This is a genomic window from Streptomyces sp. NPDC040610 (genome assembly GCF_055594065.1).
Genome location: NZ_JBVIXA010000004.1, coordinates 489,104 through 510,172, shown reverse-complemented (window position 1 = coordinate 510,172; position 21,069 = coordinate 489,104). Strand labels below are relative to the sequence as shown.

The following is a 21,069-nucleotide window of genomic DNA, read 5'->3' as shown; positions in this document are numbered from 1 at the left end:
GCTGAAGACTTCGCCGGGGCGGGCCGTTCAGGGCAGGCAGTGCGGACCGCTCCGACCAAAGTGATGGCGGGGGCGGGCGGGTGGGAAAAAGCCCGTCCGGCGTTTGAGGACGAGGCCGAAGGCCGATCGGCGGCGACCCCTCCCACCCGAAGGGAACGTCGGCGGTCCAGGGGCCGCACATTGACACCCTCCCCACCCCAGTGATGGGCTTCCGGCACCCTGTGTGACCACGCGAGTGGGCACAGTGACGGGGGTGGCGGGGCGGACCCCGCCGCACCACTGCCGAGCGGCAAGGGAGAAGCACGTGCAGCGGCGACGCACCAGAAGCGCAGCCACCCTCGCCCTGGCCGCCCTCGCCGGCACCTTCACCCCCACCCCGAACGCCCTGGCCACCCCGCCCCCACCCACGGGCGGCCCCCCGCCGACCACCCCGGACGACGCCCACCGCTCGGCCCCCGCGCCGAAGGTATGGCCGAGGCCGCAGTCCCTGGAGGCCACGGGCCGAGGGAGCACGGCCACCGTGGGCGACGACGTGGTCCTCGTGACGGGAGCGCCGGACGAGCCCACCGACCCGTACGCCGTAGAAGCGCTGCGCACACTGCTTCGTACGACCGGCGCCCGCCGGATCAGCGAAGCCCCCGCGGCCAGCCCCCTCCCCCCGGCTCCCCACCTCGTGGTGCACGCGGGAGGCGCGAGCGCCGCCAAGGCGCTGCGCGCGCTCGGCGCGAAGCCCCGCGCCGACCTTCCCCCGGGCGGCTACCGCCTCGCCGTCGGCCGGGTCGACGGCCGCGACACCGTGGCGCTGGACGGCGTGGGCCCGGACGGCCTGTTCCACGCCGTCCAGACCCTGCGTCAGCTCGCCGACCCGACGACCCGGACGATCCCGGGCGTTCGGGTCCGTGACTGGCCCGCGACAGCGGTACGCGGCCTGACCGAGGGCTTCTACGGCACCCCGTGGACCCACGACCAGCGCCTCGCCCACCTCGACTTCATGGGCCGCACGAAGCAGAACCGCTACCTGTACGCGCCGGGCGACGACCTGTACCGCCAGGCGCGCTGGCGCGAGCCCTACCCGGCGGCGCGGCGCGCCGAGTTCCGCGCCCTCGCCGCGCGGGCGGCCCGCAACCACGTGACGCTCGCCTGGGCCGTGGCCCCCGGCCAGTCGATGTGCCTGTCGTCGGACGCCGACGTACGGGCCCTGACGCGGAAGGCCGACGCGATGTGGGCGCTGGGCGTGCGGGCGTTCCAACTGCAGTTCCAGGACGTGAGTTACAGCGAGTGGCACTGCGAGGGGGACGCGGACGCGTTCGGTTCGGGGCCGCGCGCCGCAGCGCGCGCGCAGGCGCGCGTGGCGAACGCCGTCGCGCGGCATCTCGCGGCACGACACCCGGGCGCCCTGCCGCTGTCCCTCATGCCCACGGAGTACTTCCAGGACGGCGCCACGGACTATCGCGCGGCCCTGTCCGCCGCGCTCCACGACTCCGTCGAGGTGACGTGGACGGGAGTCGGCGTCGTACCGCGCACCATCACGGGCCGTGAACTGGCGGGCGCGCGACGGGCGTTCGGGGAGCAGCCGCTGGTCACGGCGGACAACTACCCCGTGAACGACTTCGCCCGGGACAGGATCTTCCTCGGGCCGTACCTGGGCCGTGAGCCCGCCGTCGCCCAGGGGTCGGCCGCTCTGCTCGGCAACGCGATGGCGCAGTCGGCGGCGTCCCGCATCCCGCTGTTCACGGTGGCCGACTTCGCCTGGAATCCCCGGGGTTACCGCCCCCGGGAGTCCTGGCACGCCGCGATCGACGATCTCGCGGGCGGCGACACGAAGGCGCGTGCCGCGCTGGCGGCGCTCGCCGGGAACGACGCGTCGTCGGTCCTCGGCGCCACCGAGTCGGCGTATCTGCGGCCGCTGCTGCGGGAGTTCTGGCATGCGCGCACGACGGCCGACCGGGGCCGCGTCGACGCCGCCGCGCGGGCCCTGGGCGACGCCTTCCGGGTGATGCGGGACGCGCCGGGGCGGCTGGCCGACAGCGAGGTGGAGGGCGTGGGCGCGCTCGCGGTGGAGGTGCGGCCGTGGACGGAGCGGTTGGCGCGTTACGGCGAGGCGGGCGGGACGGCCGTCCGGATGCTGAGCGCGGCGGCGCACGGGGACGCCGAGGGCGCGTGGCGGGCCGCGCGCGCCCTGCACGCGCAACGTGCTGATGGGGAGAGGGAGGACAAGGGAGGGGGGCGGGTCACCGTCGGGGAGGGGGTGCTCGGTCCGTTCGTGGAGCGGGCCCGGGAGGCGTACGAGAGGTGGGCGGGCCTCGACGGGGAGCACGTCGGGTCGGGTCCGGGCGCCCGCTGGCAGGGGGCGCGGCCGCTCGCCGGGGTCACGGTCCTGGCCGAGCCCGGCACCCGCGGCACCCTGGAGGCCCACGTCCCCGGCGAGGGCTGGCGCCGACTCGCGGCGGCCCTGTCCCCCGCGGGCTGCACGGAGCTGACGCCCCGGGGGACGGCCCCCGCGGGCGCCCCACTCGGCGCAGCCCTCCCGGAAGGCCTGCGCGCCGACGCCCTCCGTGTCGTCCTCGACCACGGCACCGTGCGGCACGTCGTGCCGTGGTTCGCCGACACGGCCGTCGCGCGCCTCGGGCGGATCCCGGCGGACGTGGACGTCGAGATCGGTGGCGGCCCGCGCCGGGTCACGGTGGAGCTGTCGTCCCGGCGGCCCGGTGACGTACGGGGCGAGGTCACGGTGCGGGCGCCGAGGGGTGTGCGGGTGCGGGCCCCGCGGGCGGTGACGCTGCCGCGCGGCACGGAGGTCGGGGTGCCGCTCGACGTGACCGTGCCCAGGGGCACGCGCGCGGGGACGTACGAGGTGTCCGTCACGTTCGCGGGCCGGACGCGGACCGTGTCGGTGCGGGCGGTCCCGCCGACCGGCGGCCCCGATCTCGCGCGCGGCGGACGGGCCAGGTCCTCGGGGGACGAGACGGCGGACTTCCCCGCGTCGGCCGCGCTCGACGGCGACGCCACGACCCGCTGGTCCTCCCCCGCCGACGACGACGCGTGGTGGCAGGTCGAGCTGGCCGAGCCGGTGCGCCTGGGACAGGTGGTGCTGCGCTGGCAGGAGGCGTACGCCGCCGGGTACCGGATCCAGACGTCGGCCGACGGCAGGACCTGGCGGACCGCCGCCGTCGTGCGCGACGGCGCGGGCGGCCGCGAGTCCGTCCGCATGGACGCCCCGGACACCCGCTTCGTGCGCGTGCGCGGCGAGCGCCGTGCGACCCGGTTCGGATACTCGCTGTGGTCGGTCGCGGCCTACGCGGTGGCGGAGGACTGAGCCCGCCTCCGGCACCGCGTGCAACCGCGCCTCCGGCACCGCGTGCAAACAAGGCCCGGAGTACAACAAGGCCCGGATCGGTTCCTAGGCGGAAATGCCGTCGATCCGGGCCATCACGTCGTCCGCGCCGAACGGCTGCAAGTACGGCAGCCAGCGCGGATCCCTATGCCCGGTGCCGATGATGCGCCAGGCGAGTCCCGAGGGCGGGGCGGGTTTGTGCCGCAGGCGCCAGCCGAGCTCCAGCAGGTGCCGGTCGGCCTTGACGTGATTGCAGCGGCGGCACGAGGCCACCACGTTGTCCCAGGCGTGCTGGCCGCCCCGGCTGCGCGGAATGACGTGGTCGACGCTGGTTGCGACGCCACCGCAGTACATGCACCGGCCGCCGTCGCGGGCGAACAGGGCACGGCGGGTCAGTGGAACGGGCCCCCGGTAAGGGACCCGCACGAAGCGCTTGAGCCGGACCACGCTGGGTGCGGGGATGGTGCGGGTCGCGCTGTGCATGAAGGCGCCGGACTCCTCGAGGCAGAGGGCCTTGTTCTCGAGGACGAGGACGAGCGCGCGGCGGAGCGGTACGACGCCGAGCGGCTCGTACGACGCGTTGAGGACCAGGACATGCGGCACGGATGCCTCCTTGTACGCCGGCGGCGCGTGGCTCGCGCCGGGACGATCTGTAGCCAGTCTCCCCTCATGCCTGGTCGTAGCGCCACCATCAGCCGGTAACGGCCCTGAAGTGTTTTCGACCACACCTGCGACGGAGACACGTTTCCTCGCTGGTGAGCACCGCCTCTCCTTAGAACATGACAACGATCCCCACACAATGCCCCGTTAGTGTGGTGAGTCTGCCCGGTGCATCTCCTGGGCAGGCCGCTATGCCTGGAGGTACCAGCCGTGTTCCTGTCCGCCCTGTCGGCCGCCGGGGCCGACCCGGACCCGACACCGACGCCGACGCGCAAGCCCGTGACGCTCGACGACGCCCAGGAGAGCGCGACCAACGCCGCCAGTTGGGTGGAGGAGAACTGGTCGACGTGGCTCGCCATCGGCCTGCGCATCCTGCTGATCGTGGTGATCGCGATGGTGCTGCGCGTGATCGTGCGGCGCGCCATCACCAAGCTGATAGAGCGGATGAACCGCACGGCGCAGGCCGTGGACGGCACCGCGCTGGGCGGGCTGCTCGTCAATGTGGAGCGGCGGCGGCAGCGTTCGCAGGCCATCGGGTCGGTGCTGCGGTCGGTGGCGTCGTTCCTGATCCTCGGCACGGCCGCGCTGATGATCCTCGGCACGTTCCAGATCAATCTGGCGCCGCTGCTCGCGTCCGCGGGTGTCGCGGGTGTCGCGATCGGTTTCGGCGCCCGCAACCTGGTCACGGACTTCCTGTCCGGCGTCTTCATGATCCTGGAGGACCAGTACGGCGTCGGTGACTCCATCGACGCCGGGGTGGCCTCCGGCGAGGTCATCGAGGTGGGGCTGCGCGTGACCAAGCTGCGCGGCGACGACGGCGAGATCTGGTACGTCCGCAACGGCGAGGTCAAGCGCATCGGCAACCTCTCCCAGGGCTGGTCGACGGCCGGTGTCGATGTGACGGTGCGCCCGGACGAGGACCTGGACAAGGTCAAGCGCGTCCTCGGCGAGGTCGGCGAGCGGCTCGGCAAGGACGAGCCGTGGAACGAGCAGTTGTGGGGTCCGGTCGAGGTGCTCGGCCTGGACAGCGTGCTGATCGACCAGATGGTGGTGCGGGTGTCCGCCAAGACCATGCCGGGCAAGTCGCTCGGCGTGGAGCGGGAGCTGCGCTGGCGCATCAAGCGGGCCTTCGACGCGGAGGGCATCCGTCTGGTGGGCGGCCTGCCGATGCTGCCGGACGGCGGCGTGGCCCAGGCCCCGGACCCGACGGCGGGCATGGCGGCCCCGTCCGCGTACGCCTCCTCGACGTCCCCGCAGTCCCTGGCGGCGTCGCCGATAGTCCCGCCGCCGAACCTGTCGAAGTAGCCGCCCGTCAGCACCCCGTACGACAGCGCCCCCGCAGGTAACGAGTTGGTTGCCTCGGGGGCGCTCTCTCTTGACGCCCCCTTCATGGGCCTTTACGTTCCTCGCATCAAATAGGAAGCCTTCCTAACAGTGAAGTGGGGAAGGCGGGCCGCCGAAGGGCAGGTGTCGTCAGCGATGGCTGGAACCACCCCATCCAATGGGTCTCCCGGCGTGCCGGGCACGCCCCGCGTGCTCCGCGCCATGAACGACCGCGCCGCGCTCGACCTGCTCGCCGCCCACGGCCCGCTCACCCGTACCCGCATCGGCGAGCTGACCGGCCTGTCCAAGCCCACCACCTCGCAGCTGCTGAGCCGCCTGGAGTCGGCGGGGCTCGTCCGCACCACCGGCCGCCAGAGCGGCCGCCCTGGCCCCAACGCCGTCCTGTACGAGATCGACCCGGCCGTCGGCCACGTCGCCGCCCTGTCCGCCGACCCCACCGGCATCACCGCCCTGGTCGCCGACATCACCGGGCGCGAGGTGGGCCGGCAGCGCATCGAGGCCTACCCCGAGAAGCCGGTCGCCGAGGACGTGCGCCACCGCACCGCCCAGCTGGTCGTGGAGGCCGTGGACGGCGCCCTCGCCAAGGCCGGGCTCGGCCACCACGACCTGCGCGCCACCGTCATCGGCACACCCGGCGCCATCGACCCGCACAGCGGCCAGCTCCGCTACGCCCCGCACCTGCCCGGCTGGCACTCGCGCACCCTGCGCGCCGAGCTGGCCGAGGTCCTCGGCACCCCGGTGACCATCGAGAACGACGTGAACCTCGCCGCCATCGCCGAGCAGTACGAGGGCGCGGCGCAGGACAACGACAACTTCGTGCTCGCCTGGCTGGACGAGGGCGTGGGCGCGGCGATCGTGCTCGGCGGCGTGCTCCTTCGCGGCGCGACCGGCGGCGCGGGCGAGATCGGCTACATGCCGGTGCCGGGCGCCCCGCTGCTGCGCGGCGGCCCGGAGGCGGCGCCGGACGCGTACCGGGGCGGCTTCGAGAGCCTCGTCTCCGGTGCCGTGGTCCGCGAGCGCGCGGGCGGCAAGCCGCTCACCGAGGCGCTCGCCGACCCCGCCGCGCGCGACGAGCTCGCCGGGCACATCGCCACCGGCCTCGCCGCGGTCGTGGCGGTCGTCGACCCCGAACTCGTCGTCCTGTCCGGCCAGGTGGCCCAGGCGGGCGGCGAGGAGCTGCGCCTGCGCGTCAAGGAGGAGATGACCGGCCTCGCCCTGCCGCGCCCGCTCCTGCGCATCAGCGAGCTGGACGGCGACCCGATCCTCACCGGCGCCCTGCGCACCGCCCTCACCCAGGCCCGCGACACCCTTTTCGACACCGCCTGAGCGCTCGCCACAGCGAGTCCCACCGCCCGCACCCCGCCCCGTCCACTCCCCGTCCCCTCTCCGTCTTCTCCCCGTCCCCTCCCGTCTTCTCCCCGACACCGCCTCCCGCAAAGGACGTCCGCCATGCCGCGATGGCGAATACCCGCACGTGTGCCGGTCGCGCTCGCCGCCGCCGGACTGCTCCTGTCCGGCTGCGCCAACCCGAGCACCGGCAGCGCCGACGACGACCCGACCAAGCCCGTGACGCTGAAGTTCTGGCACGGCTGGTCGGCCCCCGGTGAAGTCAAGGCGATCAACGCGAGCATCGAGCGGTTCGAGAAGCTGCACCCGAACATCAATGTGAAGGCGATCGGGAACGTCACCGACGAGACCATCAACCAGGCCCTCAGGGCGGGCGGCGGCGAGGCCCCCGACGTGGTGTCGTCCTTCACGACGAACAACGTCGGCCAGTACTGCGACTCCGGGATGTGGGTCAACCTCGACCCGTTCATGAAGAAGACCGGCCTCGACAAGAAGAAGACGTTCCCCAAGACCCTCCTCGACTACACGAGTTACGAGGGCAACCAGTGCGCGCTGCCGTTCCTCGCGGACGCGTTCGGCATGTACTACAACAAGGACGCCTTCAAGGAGGCGGGCATCGCGCGCCCGCCGCGCACCATGTCGGAGTTCAAGGAGGCCGCGGCGAAGCTGACCGTGCGCAGCGGCAAGGACTCGTACAAGCGCGTCGGTTTCATGCCGAACTTCCGGCTCTACCAGAACGCCCCCGACCGGCTCTTCGCGCAGTGGGGCCCGCGGTACTTCGACGCCGACGGCAAGTCGAACCTCGCCGACGAGCCCAAGACGTACGACTACTTCAAGACGACCAACGAGCTGATCGCGGCGCAGGGCGGCTACGCCGACCTGGAGAAGTTCCGGGCCACGTTCGGCGAGGAGATGTCCAGCCAGAACGGCTTCCTCACCGGGAAGCTGGCGATGCACCTCGACGGCGAGTGGCGCGGTCTGATGCTGGACGAGAAGAAGGCGAAGTTCGACTGGGGCGTGGCGCCGCTGCCGGTCCCCGACGACCAGGCCGACAGCTACGGCCGCGGGTTCATCACCGGCACCGTCCTCGGCATCGCGCACAGCAGCAAGAAGCAGAACGCCGCCTGGGAACTGGTCAGGTTCCTGACGGCGAACACCAACCAGGTCGTGGACCTCGCCAACGACATCCACAACGTGCCGTCCACCTTCGCGGCCCTCAAGTCGCCCCGCCTGGACGCCGACAAGCGCTTCCGCACCTTCTTCAAGATCCTGGAGAACGAGCACAGCACGGCGCTCCCGCAGTCCACGAACGGCGGCTCCTACATCGTCTCGCTCGCGGACCTCGCGTACTCCGTCGAAGCCGGCGGCAAGAAGAACCTGCGCGAGGCGCTGAAGAAGCTCGACGAGCAGATCGACGCCGACAACCTCCAGGCAGAGAACTGAGGAGCGCCCCGCCATGGCCCTGTCACTCTCCCGCCCCGCGCGCCGCAGACTGCGCGTCCTCGGCTTCCTCTCCCCCTGGCTGATCGGCTTCAGCGTCTTCTTCGCGTACCCGCTGATCGCCACCGTCTACTTCTCGTTCATGCACTACAACCAGATCAAGGAGCCCACGTTCGTGGGCCTGAAGAACTGGCGGTACGTGTTCGAGCAGATGCCGCTGTTCGGCCCGGCGCTGTGGAACACGCTGTGGCTGGTCGTGGTGATGGTGGCGCTGCGGGTGGTCTTCGGGCTCTCGCTCGGGCTGCTCATCACGAAGATCAAGTCGGGGGTCGGGTTCTTCCGGACCGCCTTCTACATCCCCTATCTCGCCCCGCCGGTGGCGGCCACGGTCGCCTTCGTCTTCCTCCTGAACCCGGGCACGGGGCCGGTCAACGAGCTCCTCTCCAAGATCGGCATCACGGCGCCCACCTGGTTCAACGATCCGACGTGGTCGAAACCGTCCCTTGTGATGCTCTCCCTGTGGGGCATCGGCGACCTGATGGTGATCTTCATGGCGGCGCTGCTCGACGTACCGAAGGAGCAGTACGAGGCGGCCGAGCTCGACGGCGCGGGCGCCTGGGCGAAGTTCCGGTACGTGACCTGGCCGTCCATCACCCCGATCGTGATGTTCGCCGTGGTCACGGGTGTCGTCCAGACCATGCAGTACTACACGCAGGCCCTGGTCGCGGGGAAGATCGCCTCCGGTGTCTCCATCGGACCCGGCTCGGTGATCCAGCCCGGCTATCCGGACCACTCGACCCTCACGGTCCCGCAGCTCGTCTACCAGATGGGCTTCCAGAACTTCAACACCGGTGCGGCGTGCGTCCTCTCGCTCGTCCTCTTCGTCATCGCCATGGCCGTGACGATGCTGCTGATGCGCAAGCGCTCCGGTCTGCTCTCGGCGGAGGACTGATCCCCGATGACTTCCACGACACTCAGCGCGCCCGCCACGGCGTCCTCCGCCGCACCCGTCAAGCCGCGCGGACCGGAGGCCGCCCGCGCCCGCCGCAAGCGGATCCTGCACTGGATCGCGGTGCACAGCGTCGCCATAGCCGTGGCCCTGCTGTTCGTCCTGCCGTTCGTGTTCGTCTTCCTGACGTCCGTGATGAGCGACTCGCAGGCGATGAGCGGCGACCTGTGGCCGTCCTCCTGGCACTGGGAGAACTACAAGGCCGTCTTCGAGACGGACGGCTTCCTCACCTGGTGGCGCAACTCCCTGATGTACGCGGGCCTCGGCACGCTCTTCACGGTGTGCTCGGCGATCCCCGTGGCGTACGCGCTCGCCAAGTTCCGCTTCCGCGGCCGCCGCACCGCGATGCTGCTCGTCATCTCGACGATGATGCTGCCGCCGCAGGTCATCGTGATCCCCATGTACCTGGTGTGGGCGCAGCAGTTCCATCTGTCGGGCACACTGTGGCCGCTGATCATCCCGATGGCGTTCGGCGACGCGTACTCGATCTTCCTCCTTCGCCAGTTCCTCCTGACGATTCCCCAGGAGTACATCGAGTCGGCGCGCGTCGACGGCTGCGGCGAGGTCAAGACCCTGCTGAAGATCATCGTTCCGATGGCCAAGCCGGGCATCGCGGCGATCGCGCTGTTCCAGTTCTTCTACTGCTGGAACGACTACTTCGGCCCGCAGATCTACGCGGCGCAGGACCCGGGCTCCTGGACCCTCAGCTACGGCCTGGAGTCCTTCAAGAGCGCCCACATGGTGAACTGGAACATGACCATGGCGGCGACGCTGCTGGTCATGGCCCCGGTCATCGTCGTCTTCTTCTTCGCACAGAAGGCCTTCGTCGAAGGCGTCACCCTCACCGGAGTAAAGGGCTGATTCAGCACATGAAGCTCGCAGTGGTCGGCGGAGGCTCGACCTACACACCCGAACTCATCGACGGATTCGCGCGGTTGAGGGACACCCTGCCGATCGAGGAACTCGTCCTCGTCGACCCGGCGGCCGACCGCCTGGAGCTGGTCGGCGGCCTCGCCCGCCGCATCTTCGCCAAGCAGGGCCACCCCGGCCGCATCGTCACCACGTCCGACGTGGACGCGGGCGTCGCCGACGCCGACGCGGTCCTGCTCCAGCTCCGCGTGGGCGGCCAGGCGGCCCGCCAGCAGGACGAGACGTGGCCCCTGGAGTGCGGCTGCGTCGGCCAGGAGACGACCGGAGCGGGCGGCCTCGCCAAGGCCCTGCGCACCGTCCCCGTCGTCCTCGACATCGCCGAGCGCGTCCGCCGCACCAACCCGAACGCCTGGATCATCGACTTCACCAACCCCGTCGGCATCGTCACCCGCGCCCTGCTCCAGGCCGGGCACAAGGCCGTCGGCCTGTGCAACGTCGCCATCGGCTTCCAGCGGAAGTTCGCCGCGCACCTGGGCGTCGAGCCCGGCCAGGTCCACCTGGACCACGTCGGCCTCAACCACCTCACCTGGGAGCTGGGCGTGCGCCTGGGCGGCCCCGACGGCGAGAACGTCCTTCCGAAGCTGCTCGCCGAGCACGGCGAGGCCATCGCCGAGGACCTGCACATGCCGCAGGCCATCGTCGACCGCCTCGGCGTCGTCCCGTCCTACTACCTGCGCTACTACTACCAGCACGACGCGGTCGTACAAGAGCTGCGCACCAAGCCCTCCCGCGCCGCCGAAGTGGCCGCGATGGAGGCCGAGTTGCTGAAGATGTACGGCGACCCGACCCTGGACGAGAAGCCGGAGCTGCTCGCCAGGCGGGGCGGCGCGTTCTACTCCGAGGCGGCCGTGGACCTGGCGGCGTCGCTCCTGGGCGGAGGCGGCAGCCCGTACCAGGTGGTCAACACCCACAACAACGGCACGCTGCCCTTCCTCCCCGACGACGCCGTGATCGAGGTCCAGGCGGCCGTGGACGGATCCGGCGCGACGCCGCTGCCCGTCCCCACCCTCGACTCCCTCTTCTCCGGCCTGATCGCGAACGTCACCGCGTACGAGGACCTGGCGCTGCACGCCGCCCTGCACGGCGGCCGCGACCGCGTCTTCAAGGCGCTGCTCGCCCACCCGCTGGTGGGTCAGTACGCGTACGCGGAGAAGCTCACGGACGATCTCGTCGCACACAACCGGGAGCACCTGGCGTGGGCCTGAGCACACCGCACGGCGCGGGCCCTTCGGCGTCCACGTCACTGCTCGCCATCGACGCGGGCAACAGCAAGACCGACGTCGCGGTGGTCACGGCGGCCGGCGAGGTCGTCGGCACGGCCCGCGGGGGCGGCTTCCAGCCCCCGCTGGTCGGCGTGGAGACAGCCGTGGACAGCCTCGCCGAGGCGGTCGACGCCGCCCTCGGCGAGGCCGGTCTGCCCTCGGTCGGGCATGTCTCGGCGTGCCTGGCCAACGCCGATCTCCCGGTGGAGGAACGGGAGTTGGCGGCCGCGCTGCGGCGGCGCCGCTGGAGCACCAGCGTGGACGTGCGCAACGACACCTTCGCCATCCTCAGGGCCGGTCTGGTCGAGGACGCCGAGCCGCGCGGGGTCGCGGTGGTGTGCGGGGCGGGCATCAACTGCGTGGGCATGCTGCCCGACGGCCGCACGGCCCGCTTCCCGGCGATCGGCAAGATCTCCGGCGACTGGGGCGGCGGCGCCCACCTCGCCCAGGAGGCGCTGTGGCACGCGGCCCGCGCGGAGGACGGCAGGGGCGGCCCCACGGCCCTCATGACGGCCCTCCCCGCACACTTCGGCCTGCCCTCCATGTACGCCCTCATCGAGGCCCTCCACCTCGGCCACATCGAGCCCGCCCGCCAACACGAGCTCACTCCCGTCCTGTTCACGACCGCCGCCACCGGCGACCCCGTCGCCTGCTCCCTCGTCGACCGCATGGCCGAGGAGGTCGTCGCCATGTCCGCGGTCGCCCTCACCCGCCTGGACCTCCTGGACGAGGCGGCCCCCGTCCTCCTGGGCGGCAGCGTCCTGGCAGCCCGCCACCCCCGCCTGGACAACGCCATCCGCACCCTCCTCTCCGACCGCGCCCCCAAGGCCACCCCCCGCGTGGTGACGGAACGCCCGGTCCTGGGCGCGATCCTCCTGGGCCTGGACGAGGTGGGCGCTCCGGCCCGGGTGCACGCACGGGTACGGGAGCACTACCGCGCGGACAGCTAGCGCCCCGGGCCGGGCCGAGACCTCAGCCCGGCCCGGCAAATATTCAGCCCGTCCGGCGTTTGAGGACGAGGCGCGAAGCGCCGATTCGGCGGAGGCCCGTCCCACCCGAGGGGGCCATCGGCGGGGGGCTGGGGTCCAGGGGGCGCAGCGCCCCTGGTTACGGGAAGGGGCGGGACTGGGGAGCCTCCGGCAAGGCCCCCGGCCCGCCCTCGTACAGGGAACCGAACACGCCCCCGAGGCGTGTTCAAAGACGCCCGACGGCCGACCAATCCGCACAAGATCGAGTCAAGCCCTGTGCGGATGTCAGTCCCTACGGCGATACTTGCGGCCGTGCACTGCTTCCACCGCCACCACGGCCCGGAAGAAGGGCAGTCCACAGACCAAGGGGGAGGTCGAGGTCAGGTGACACACCCACCACAGGCACCACCGCACGCGCCCGCACCGAACCACCCGCCACTGCCGACGCAGCAGGCGGCACACCCACCACACCAGGCGCCCACGCCCGCGCGAGGCACCGCGTGGGCGGAGGGAGTGGACCGCCTGCGCGCGGCGGCGACGACGGAGCCGGGCAGACTGCGCGCCATCGGCGCGATGCTCGCGGCCCTGGTCCTGGTGTTCGGCGCGGTCACGGCCTGGCAGACGACCTCCCGGGCGGACGCGGCGGACCGCGTCCTGAACCGCAGCCAGCCGCTGAGCAACGACGCCGCCGCGATCTACCGCTCGCTGGCGGACGCCAACACGGCGGCTTCGAGCGGCTTCCTGGCGGGCGGCCAGGAGCCCGCGAAGGTCCGTGAGCGGTATCAGCGGGACGTCGACCGGGCCAGCGAGAAGCTCGCGACGGCCGCGTCGAACGCGGGCTCGGACTCCTCGTCGGCGGCGTCGGTGAGCCGCCTGAACAAGCTCCTCCCCCAGTACACGGCCCTGATCGAGCGGGCCCGCGCCAACAACCGCCAGGGCCTGCCGCTGGGCGGCGCCTATCTGCGGTACGCGAACGACACGATGCAGACCCGCATGCTCCCGGCCGCCGAGAAGCTCTACAAGGCGGAGAACGAGCGCCTGACCGACGACTACGCGGACGCGAAGCCGTATCCGTGGCTGGCGATCGCCTTCGGAGTGCTGGCCCTGGCCGCCCTCGGCTGGGCCCAGCACCGCAACTACCGCCGGACGAACCGGGTGTTCAACACGGGCCTGGTGGCCGCGACGACGGCCGCGGCGGTGGCGCTGCTGTGGCTGCTCGCCGGACACACCTTCGCCCGCTCCGGCCTGAACGAGTCCTACGACCGGGGAGTGAAGTCCCTGAACGTCCTGAACGACGCCCGCATCAGCTCCCTGAAGGCCCGGGGCAACGAGAACCTGACGCTGGTCAGCCGAGGCGCCGAGACCGTCGTCGTGGGCGACGCCACGAAGGACAAGTTCGACGTGGCCTACCAGCGGCAGATGGCGCGCCTCGCGGGCGCGAAGGCGGGCGAGAAGGGGCTGCTCGGCCGGGCGGCGGAGCTGGCCGACGACGACTCGGGCAAGCGCCCCGTGGCGGCCGCCGCGGCGAACGTGACCGAGTGGAAGGACCGCCACAAGTCGGCCCGCGCGAGCGACGACTCGGGTGACTACGAGGGCGCGCTGGACAAGGTCATAGGCGCGAAGAGCGACCGGCCGACCGGCGAGTCCTTCGACAACGTGGACGCGGCCCTCGATGTCGCGCTCGCGCACGAGCAGCGGGAGTTCAAGCGGGCCGCCGAGGACGGCAAGGGCGCCATGACGGGCCTGCCCATCGGCGCGGCCGTGCTCGCGGTCGTCGGCGCGGCGGCCGCCGTGCTCGGCATCGGCCGCAGGCTTTCGGAGTACCGGTGATGGGGGGCGCGCGGACGATGCGTACGCGACCTGGCGAGACGGAACAGCACGTCGCCGCGGCGATCCGGCGCGCGGCGCGCCCGCGCCGCGGCCTCGCGGCCCTGCGCGGCTGGGGCGGGGTCGCCTCGATGGCCCTCGCCTGCCTCCTGGCGACCGCCCTGATCCTCGCGCTGCCGCATCTGCGCGGCGGCAACGGCCCGGGGGGCGGCGGCGGTTCGGCCGACGCGGACCGGCTGACGCAGGCCGCGCCCGCGCGCGCCGACGAGTGCGAGGCGCCCGAGCGCAGCCTGCGGCCCGCCACCAAGGACGGCCCGACGATCGAGAAGATCAAGCAGCGCAAGGTCAGGAAGCTCGTCGTCGGCGTCGACCAGAACAGCTACCGCTGGGGCTACCGCGACCCCAACAAGGGCGTCGGCAAGCTGGAGGGCTTCGACATCGACCTGGCGCACGAGATCGCGGAGCGGCTGCTCGGCGACCGCGACGCCGTGGTGTTCCGCGCGATCCCCACCAACCAGCGCATCCCCGCGATCCAGAGCGGCCAGGTCGACATGGTCGTGCGCACGATGACCGTCAACTGCGACCGCATCAAGGACGTCGCCTTCTCCACGGCGTACTTCGAGACCGGCCAGCAGGTCCTCGCCCCGAAGACCTCCGACATCACCGGCTACAACACCACCCTGAAGGGCAAGAAGGTCTGCTCCGCGGCGGGCTCCACGGCGGAGACGGCCCTCAAGGAGAACAGCTTCGGTGCCGACATCAGGACCACGGTGCCGAACCAACTCGACTGCCTGGTAAGGCTCCAGCTCGGCGAGGTGGACGCGGTGGTCACCGACAGCGCGCTCGCCGCGGGCCAGGCCGCCCAGGACCCGACGGTGGAGCTGAAGGGCGCCAAGCCGTTCACCACGGAGTACTACGGCGTGGCGATGAAGAAGGACGCGGACGACCTGGTGCGGCGTGTGAACGACGTACTGGACGACTTCCGCAAGGACAAGGACGGCTGGCGCGCCTCCTACGACAGGTGGCTCGCGGACGACCTCGGCGACTCGGCGGGCCCGCCGAAGCCTAAGTACAAGGACTGATCCCGCAGGACCCGAAGCACACGGAACGCAGAGCGGAGAGGTGATCGATGAGCGTCGCGGGACCCCCCGGCCCTGTCATGGACCGGGACGAGGTGGACCGTGCGCTGGTGCGGCTCGACGCCGAGCACGAGGCGATCGAGACGTCGCTCCTCGCCCTCCAGGACCACGCGGGCCGCCGCCTCCTCGAAGGCGCGCGGCTCACCGGCACCACGCACGAACGCTGGCTCGGCACGGAAGCCCAGATCACGCTGCTCTGGACGTACTTCGACGCGTACGCGGGCGCCCTGAACACCGCCCGCGAGGTGCGCGAGCGCAGGCGCTGGCCCAACCGCGACGACCTGCTCGAACTGACCCGGCTGCTGCGCGGCCGGAGCGTCACCGTCGCGGGCGGCTCGGCGTCCGGCGCGGCGCCGTCGATCACGGGGCCCGCGAAGCTCACCGAACAGTTCACGCTCGAAGAGCTGGTCGCGCGCATGAACGACCTGTACGCGCACTCCCTGGACATGGTGGTTGCCGCCGACGCCGTCTGGTCCGCGCTGCCCGCCCGCATCGACCTGCTCGCCGCCGAACTCCAGCGCACCCGCCAGCTCGCGCACTCCGTCGGCGTGCGCCCCGGCGAGCACCCCTCGGGCGACGACCTGGAGCACATCACGCGGGAGCTGACGGCGCTGCGCGAGCAGGTCGTGTCCGACCCGCTCGCGTTCTGGCAGCCCGCGCGCGGCAGTTCGGCCCCCGGCGGCGGCCGCCCGCACACCGACCGCTACGACCACGCGGCCCGCGCCCTGGAGGACGTGCGCCGCGAGATCGACGCCGTGCTCACGGTCCGCCAGGACGCCGAGGCCCGCCTGGGCAGGCTGCGCGACGTGCTGTCCCGCGCGGACCGCACGCTGGCCGAGGCCCGCTCGGCGCGCGGCGAGGTGCTCGCGAAGATCGCCGCCTCCGAGGTGCCCGCCGTGTCCGGGCCGCCCACGGCGCTCCAGGAGCAGCTCGCGATGGCCGCGGACTACCGCAGGAACGCCCAGTGGCACCGCCTCTCGCCGCTCCTCGAATCCCTGGAGGAGAAGGCCGAGGACGAACTGCTGCGCGCCCGCGAGTCGTTGACGGCGGTCACCGCGCCGCTCGCGGTCCGCGCGGAGCTGCGCGGCCGCCTCGACGCGTACAAGGCGAAGGTCGCCCGGCACGGCCACGCGGAGGACCCGGTCCTCATCGAGCGGTACGACGCGGCGCGCCGCATGCTCTGGAGCGCGCCCTGCGACCTGCGCGTGGCCGAGCAGGCGGTGTTGCGCTACCAACAGGCGGCGGCCGACACGCTGGCGCCGAGGGTCCCGCACCAGAGCGGGCCCACCGACCGGAGGGGGGAAGCATGAGCGAGGAGAACGGCGGACAGCAGCCGTGCCAGCGGCCCAAGTGCACGGGTTCGTACGAGGACGTGGGCGGCGGCGAGCTGTACTGCGACACGTGCGGCCTCGCCCCGGTCGTGTCGGCGAGCGGGATGGTGGGCTCACCGGCCACCGGCATCACGGTCGGCGGGCGCAGCGCCCGGGGCTCGCGGGCCTCGTCCAGCGTCGGCTCGCGCGGCACCCGCGGCAGCACCCGCTCCTCCCGGTCCGCCTCGTCGCGCCGCTCGGTCTCGGGGCGCCTCTCGCGCTCCACGTCGGCCAGTACGTCGGCGCGTTCGGTGTCGGTGCGCAGCTCCGGCTCGTCGGCGGCGTCGTCGGCCCGCAGCAGGCTCGGCGTCGGCCTGGTCTCGGTGCCGCAGGTGCCGCGCCCGGACCCGCGCGGCGCGGTGCAGCAGAACCCCGAGGTGCCCGAGCGGAAGCGGTTCTGCTCGCGCTCCGACTGCGGCGCCCCGGTGGGCCGCGCGCGCGGTGAGCGCTCCGGCCGCACGGAAGGTTTCTGCACCAAGTGCGGGCACCCCTACTCCTTCGTGCCGAAGCTGGCCGCGGGCGACATCGTGCACGGCCAGTACGAGGTCGTGGGCTGTCTCGCGCACGGCGGCCTCGGCTGGGTGTATCTCGCCGTGGACCGCGCGGTGTCCGACCGCTGGGTGGTCCTCAAGGGCCTGCTCGACACCGGCGACCAGGACGCGATGGCCGCGGCGATCTCCGAGCGCCGCTTCCTCGCCGAGATCGAGCACGCCAACATCGTGCGGATCTACAACTTCGTCGAGCACCTGGACCAGCGCACCGGCTCCATGGACGGCTACATCGTCATGGAGTACGTCGGCGGCAAGTCCCTCAAGGAGATCGCCAACGGCCGCCGCACGCCCACCGGCAAGCGCGACCCGCTGCCCGTCGAGCAGGCCTGCGCGTACGGCATCGAGGCCCTGGAGGCCCTCGGCCATCTGCACAGCCGCAACCTGCTGTACTGCGACTTCAAGGTCGACAACGCCATCCAGACCGAGGACCAGCTCAAGCTCATCGACATGGGCGCGGTCCGCCGCATGGACGACGACGAGTCGGCGATCTACGGCACCGTGGGCTACCAGGCCCCGGAGGTCGCGGAGGTCGGCCCCTCGGTGGCCTCCGACCTGTACACGGTCGCGCGCACGCTGGCCGTGCTCACCTTCGACTTCCAGGGCTACACGAACGTCTTCGTGGACTCGCTGCCCGACCCGGACAACATCGAGGTCTTCCGGACGTACGAGTCGTTCTACCGGCTGCTCGTCCGGGCCACGGACCCCGACCCGGCCCGGCGCTTCAGCTCCGCCCAGGAGATGGCCGAGCAGCTGACCGGTGTGCTGCGGGAGGTCGTGGCCGTGCAGAGCGGGCGACCCCGGCCCGCGCTGTCCACGCTGTTCGGGCCCGAAGTGAAGGTCACGGACACGGAGTTGTTCGCGGAGCTGGCCGGGGAGGTGTCGGTGCTCGGGGCGCGGGGGCCGGTGGTGCGGGCTCCGGAGGGCGCCGGGGACGACGGGATCCTCGGTGGCGGAGCCGCGAGCGTGCTGGGTCTTGAGGCGTTCGAGGAAGGTTCTGGCGGTGGTGGGGGCGACGCCGGTGCGCCGCCCGGCGGGGCCGGTCGCGGCGGTCGCGGCGCAGCCGGGGAAGGCACCGCGCCCGTGTCGCTGGTGCGGACCCTCGACGCGCCCGTGACGTCGCTCGCCCTGCCCGTGCCCCGGGTCGACCCCGGCGACGCCAACGCCGGTTTCCTCGCCGGGCTCGTGGACTCGTCGGGAGCCGAGCTGATCGCCGCGCTCGGGGCCGCCCCCGCGCCCTCCACCGAGCTGCGCCTGCGCGAGCTGCGGGCGCTGCTCACCATGGGCGACCCCGCCGCCGCGGGCAAGACGCTGGAGTCCCTGGAGATCGACCACCCCGACGACTGGCGGGTGATCTGGTACCGCGGCGTCGCCTCGCTCACCAACGGCGACCACGAGATCGCGGCGCTCTCCTTCGACGCGGTGTACGACGCGTTCCCGGGCGAGCCCGCGCCCAAGCTCGCCCTCGGCGTCTGCGCGGAGGTGCTCGGCCAGCTCGACAACGCCGCCGAGTACTACCGCCTGGTGTGGGCGACCGACCCGAGTTACGTCAGCGCCGCCTTCGGGCTCGCCCGGGTGCAGCTCGCCACGGGCGACCGGAGCGGAGCGGTGCGTACGCTGGAGTCCGTGCCGGAGTCGTCCATCCACTACACGGCGGCGCGCGTCGCCGCGGTGCGGGCGCGGCTGCGGCGGCGTATGACGTTCGACACGGCGACCGGGCCCGGAGCCCGGTTCCTCGACGACCTGACGGCCGCCGCCGGGCAGGTCGAGGCGCTCGCGGGCTTCGGCCTCGACGCGGTGCGCAGAGAGCGCCTTTCGACGGAAGTCCTCGGTACGGCGCTCGACTGGGTACTCTCCGGTAGCCACCACTCCGGCCATGCCGCAGCGTCCTCGGGGCCCTCGGCGGCCGCGGGCGACGGGCGTACGGGAGCCGTACTGCTCGGCAGCGAGCTGGACGAGCGGGGCCTCCGGTTCGGTCTGGAACGTTCGTACCGGACCCTGGCCCGGCTCGCACAGGGTGGCGAGGAAAGGATCGAACTGGTGGAGCGGGCCAACCGTTTCCGCCCCCGGACGTGGGTGTGAAGATGGCGCAAATGCACCAACCGGCGGCCTTGTCCACGTGTCCGAGCTGCGAGGAGCCCCTGGAGACGGGCGACTTGTTCTGCGGCGCGTGCGGCTACGACCTCTCGGCGGTCCCGGCGCCGCCGGACGACCGGCCCACACTCGCGATCAACGGCCTGCCTCCACGGTCGGACTCCGCACCTCAGGCCGGACCGGGCTCCGGCCAGGGGGCCGCGTCCGGCCAGGGCTCCCCGTCCGGCCCAGGTTCCGCCTCCGGCCCGGATCCCGCCTTCGGCCAAGGCCCCGCCTCCGGCCCGGCTTCCGGCGCCGCGCCCGCCGCCCCCGCTGCGGCCGCCGCGGGCCAAGCCCCCGGTGCCGTGCCCGGTTCCGGCCAGTGGCCCGTCGCACCCGAGGTCGACAGCTCCGACACCCCGGCCCCGACGCACCGTTCCTCCGACCTGCCCGGCACGGACTCCTCGGGGGCCGAGCTCGGCGATTCCGGCGGCGCGGGCGCGGCGGGCGCTCAGGGCCCTGGAGCGGGGACGCCCGGCGGGTCCGCTCCCTCGGCCACCGGACCGGCAACGCCCGGTCGGCCGACCCCCTCCTCGACCACCGGCCCCGGAACTCCCGGCCACCCCGCCTCCCCCGGCGCCGAGCCCGACGACTACCCCCTGCCCGCGCCCACGCCCCCCGGCGCCGACCCGCGCACCGGCGCGCCCACCCCCGACCAGTCCGTGTCCCCGGCGGCCCCGGCAGCCCCGGCGCCCCAGGCCCCCTCCGCCCCTCCGGCGCCCCCGGCCCCCACCGCCCCCGCACCGCAGCCCGCAGCGGGCGCCGAGGCACCCACCCCGCCCGCAGGAACGAAACTCTGCGTCGCCTGCCGGTCCGGGCACGTGGCCCCCGACGGCTACTGCGAGAACTGCGGGCACGCCCAGCCGCGCGAGCGCGACCACATGGAGCAGCAGCTCGACGCGGTCGCCGCCGTCAGCGACCGGGGGCTGCGCCACCACCGCAACGAGGACGCGTTCGCGATCTCCGAGGCCGCGCTGCCCGACGGCTCGCCCGCCGTCATCGCCGTCGTCTGCGACGGCGTCTCCTCGGCGACCCGCCCCGACGAGGCCTCCCTGGCCGCGTCCCGCGCCGCCGACGCCACCCTCAGGGCCGCCCTGCCGCGCGGCACCCACCCGCAGCAGGCCATGCACGAGGCGATCGTCGCCGCCGCCGAGGCCGTGAACGCGCTCGCCGACGAACCCACCGGCGCCCGCGAGCACAGCCCGCACCAGAACGCCCCCGCCTGCACCCTCGTCGGCGCCGTCGTCGCGGGCGGCCTGCTCGTCATCGGCTGGGTCGGCGACAGCCGTGTCTACTGGGTGCCGGTCGACCGCTCCGGCCCCGCGGCCCGCCTCACCGAGGACGACTCCTGGGCCGCCCAGATGGTCGCCGCGGGCCTGATGAGCGAGGCCGAGGCGTACGCGGACGAGCGGGCGCACGCCATCACGGGCTGGCTCGGCGCCGACGCGTACGAACTGGAGCCGCACACCGCTTCCTTCAAGCCGGACCGCCCGGGTGTAGTGGTGGTGTGCACGGACGGCCTCTGGAACTACGCCGAGGCGGCCGAGGAGATGGCCCGCGCCGTCCCCCTCGACGCCGCCCGACGGCCGCTGCACAGCGCCCAGGTGCTCGTCGGCCACGCGCTCGACGGCGGCGGCCACGACAACGTAACAGTGGCGGTCCTGCCGTTCCCCGCCCCGCCGCAGGGGGCAGGATCGGCCTAGCGCGGACGGGGACCGCGCCGCGCGGCCGGTCGGTTGTCCCGGTGGCTTTCGCCCC

At 73.0% G+C, this 21,069-nt stretch carries 14 protein-coding genes; 13 read left to right on the top strand and 1 reads right to left on the bottom strand.

The features are described 5' to 3' along the window. Positions 1–304: 304 nt before the first annotated feature. Entirely contained in the window at positions 305–3,316 is a 3,012-nt protein-coding gene (locus ACZ6AA_RS18120) for a beta-N-acetylglucosaminidase domain-containing protein (protein WP_471458877.1), read from the top strand. Between the two features lie 84 nt (positions 3,317–3,400). On the opposite strand, the gene ACZ6AA_RS18115 is transcribed toward ACZ6AA_RS18120, so the two are convergent. Next, positions 3,401–3,937 (bottom strand): HNH endonuclease, encoded by a 537-nt coding sequence (locus ACZ6AA_RS18115; protein WP_468449769.1) that lies wholly within the window; start codon positions 3,935–3,937, stop codon positions 3,401–3,403. A gap of 267 nt (positions 3,938–4,204) precedes the next feature. Here ACZ6AA_RS18115 and ACZ6AA_RS18110 point away from each other — a divergent pair, with 267 nt between their 5' ends. The 12 genes from ACZ6AA_RS18110 (at position 4,205) to ACZ6AA_RS18055 (ending at position 21,014) form a co-directional block, all read left to right on the top strand. Continuing rightward, a complete protein-coding gene (locus ACZ6AA_RS18110) occupies positions 4,205–5,299 on the top strand; it encodes a mechanosensitive ion channel family protein (protein ID WP_468449770.1) in 1,095 nt (364 codons plus the stop codon). Between the two features lie 174 nt (positions 5,300–5,473). Beyond that, on the top strand, positions 5,474–6,664 hold the full coding sequence (locus ACZ6AA_RS18105) for an ROK family transcriptional regulator (RefSeq protein ID WP_471458875.1): 1,191 nt from the start codon (positions 5,474–5,476) through the stop codon (positions 6,662–6,664). Positions 6,665–6,787: 123 nt separating this feature from the next. Continuing rightward, positions 6,788–8,128, top strand: coding sequence for an ABC transporter substrate-binding protein (locus ACZ6AA_RS18100; protein WP_471458873.1), 1,341 nt, complete (start codon positions 6,788–6,790; stop codon positions 8,126–8,128). 13 nt (positions 8,129–8,141) lie between these two features. After that, positions 8,142–9,077 carry a carbohydrate ABC transporter permease gene (locus ACZ6AA_RS18095; protein WP_468449773.1) on the top strand — a complete coding sequence of 312 codons (936 nt, stop codon included), beginning with the start codon at positions 8,142–8,144 and terminating at the stop codon, positions 9,075–9,077. Between the two features lie 6 nt (positions 9,078–9,083). Continuing rightward, positions 9,084–9,995: a carbohydrate ABC transporter permease gene (locus ACZ6AA_RS18090; protein WP_468449774.1), complete on the top strand. Its 912-nt coding sequence runs from the start codon at positions 9,084–9,086 to the stop codon at positions 9,993–9,995. An 8-nt stretch (positions 9,996–10,003) separates the two neighbouring features. Then, positions 10,004–11,269, top strand: coding sequence for a 6-phospho-beta-glucosidase (locus ACZ6AA_RS18085; protein ID WP_471458871.1), 1,266 nt, complete (start codon positions 10,004–10,006; stop codon positions 11,267–11,269). Beyond that, positions 11,260–12,276 carry an N-acetylglucosamine kinase gene (locus ACZ6AA_RS18080; protein ID WP_471458869.1) on the top strand — a complete coding sequence of 339 codons (1,017 nt, stop codon included), beginning with the start codon at positions 11,260–11,262 and terminating at the stop codon, positions 12,274–12,276. The genes ACZ6AA_RS18085 and ACZ6AA_RS18080 overlap by 10 nt, the downstream gene beginning before the upstream one ends. A 402-nt stretch (positions 12,277–12,678) precedes the next feature. Continuing rightward, positions 12,679–14,124, top strand: a complete 1,446-nt coding sequence (locus ACZ6AA_RS18075) for a hypothetical protein (RefSeq protein ID WP_468449777.1) — start codon at positions 12,679–12,681, stop codon at positions 14,122–14,124. Positions 14,125–14,141: 17 nt separating this feature from the next. Beyond that, positions 14,142–15,203 carry a glutamate ABC transporter substrate-binding protein gene (locus ACZ6AA_RS18070; protein WP_471458867.1) on the top strand — a complete coding sequence of 354 codons (1,062 nt, stop codon included), beginning with the start codon at positions 14,142–14,144 and terminating at the stop codon, positions 15,201–15,203. A gap of 47 nt (positions 15,204–15,250) precedes the next feature. Continuing rightward, complete coding sequence (locus ACZ6AA_RS18065; RefSeq protein ID WP_468449779.1) at positions 15,251–16,570, top strand: hypothetical protein; 1,320 nt, start codon at positions 15,251–15,253, stop codon at positions 16,568–16,570. Next, positions 16,567–19,260 (top strand): serine/threonine-protein kinase, encoded by a 2,694-nt coding sequence (locus ACZ6AA_RS18060; RefSeq protein ID WP_471458865.1) that lies wholly within the window; start codon positions 16,567–16,569, stop codon positions 19,258–19,260. The genes ACZ6AA_RS18065 and ACZ6AA_RS18060 overlap by 4 nt, the downstream gene beginning before the upstream one ends. 11 nt (positions 19,261–19,271) lie before the next feature. Then, positions 19,272–21,014 carry a PP2C family serine/threonine-protein phosphatase gene (locus ACZ6AA_RS18055; protein ID WP_471458863.1) on the top strand — a complete coding sequence of 581 codons (1,743 nt, stop codon included), beginning with the start codon at positions 19,272–19,274 and terminating at the stop codon, positions 21,012–21,014. Positions 21,015–21,069 lie beyond the last annotated feature (55 nt).

What these genes read in the sequence shown, in the direction of transcription:
- ACZ6AA_RS18060 (WP_471458865.1), top strand. Translation starts at nt 16,567, where the DNA reads ATGAGCGAGGAGAACGGCGGACAGCAGCCGTGCCAGCGGCCCAAGTGC.
- ACZ6AA_RS18065 (WP_468449779.1), top strand. Translation starts at nt 15,251, where the DNA reads ATGAGCGTCGCGGGACCCCCCGGCCCTGTCATGGACCGGGACGAGGTG.
- ACZ6AA_RS18085 (WP_471458871.1), top strand. Translation starts at nt 10,004, where the DNA reads ATGAAGCTCGCAGTGGTCGGCGGAGGCTCGACCTACACACCCGAACTC.
- ACZ6AA_RS18090 (WP_468449774.1), top strand. Translation starts at nt 9,084, where the DNA reads ATGACTTCCACGACACTCAGCGCGCCCGCCACGGCGTCCTCCGCCGCA.
- ACZ6AA_RS18100 (WP_471458873.1), top strand. Translation starts at nt 6,788, where the DNA reads ATGCCGCGATGGCGAATACCCGCACGTGTGCCGGTCGCGCTCGCCGCC.
- ACZ6AA_RS18070 (WP_471458867.1), top strand. Translation starts at nt 14,142, where the DNA reads ATGCGTACGCGACCTGGCGAGACGGAACAGCACGTCGCCGCGGCGATC.
- ACZ6AA_RS18055 (WP_471458863.1), top strand. Translation starts at nt 19,272, where the DNA reads ATGCACCAACCGGCGGCCTTGTCCACGTGTCCGAGCTGCGAGGAGCCC.
- ACZ6AA_RS18105 (WP_471458875.1), top strand. Translation starts at nt 5,474, where the DNA reads ATGGCTGGAACCACCCCATCCAATGGGTCTCCCGGCGTGCCGGGCACG.
- ACZ6AA_RS18095 (WP_468449773.1), top strand. Translation starts at nt 8,142, where the DNA reads ATGGCCCTGTCACTCTCCCGCCCCGCGCGCCGCAGACTGCGCGTCCTC.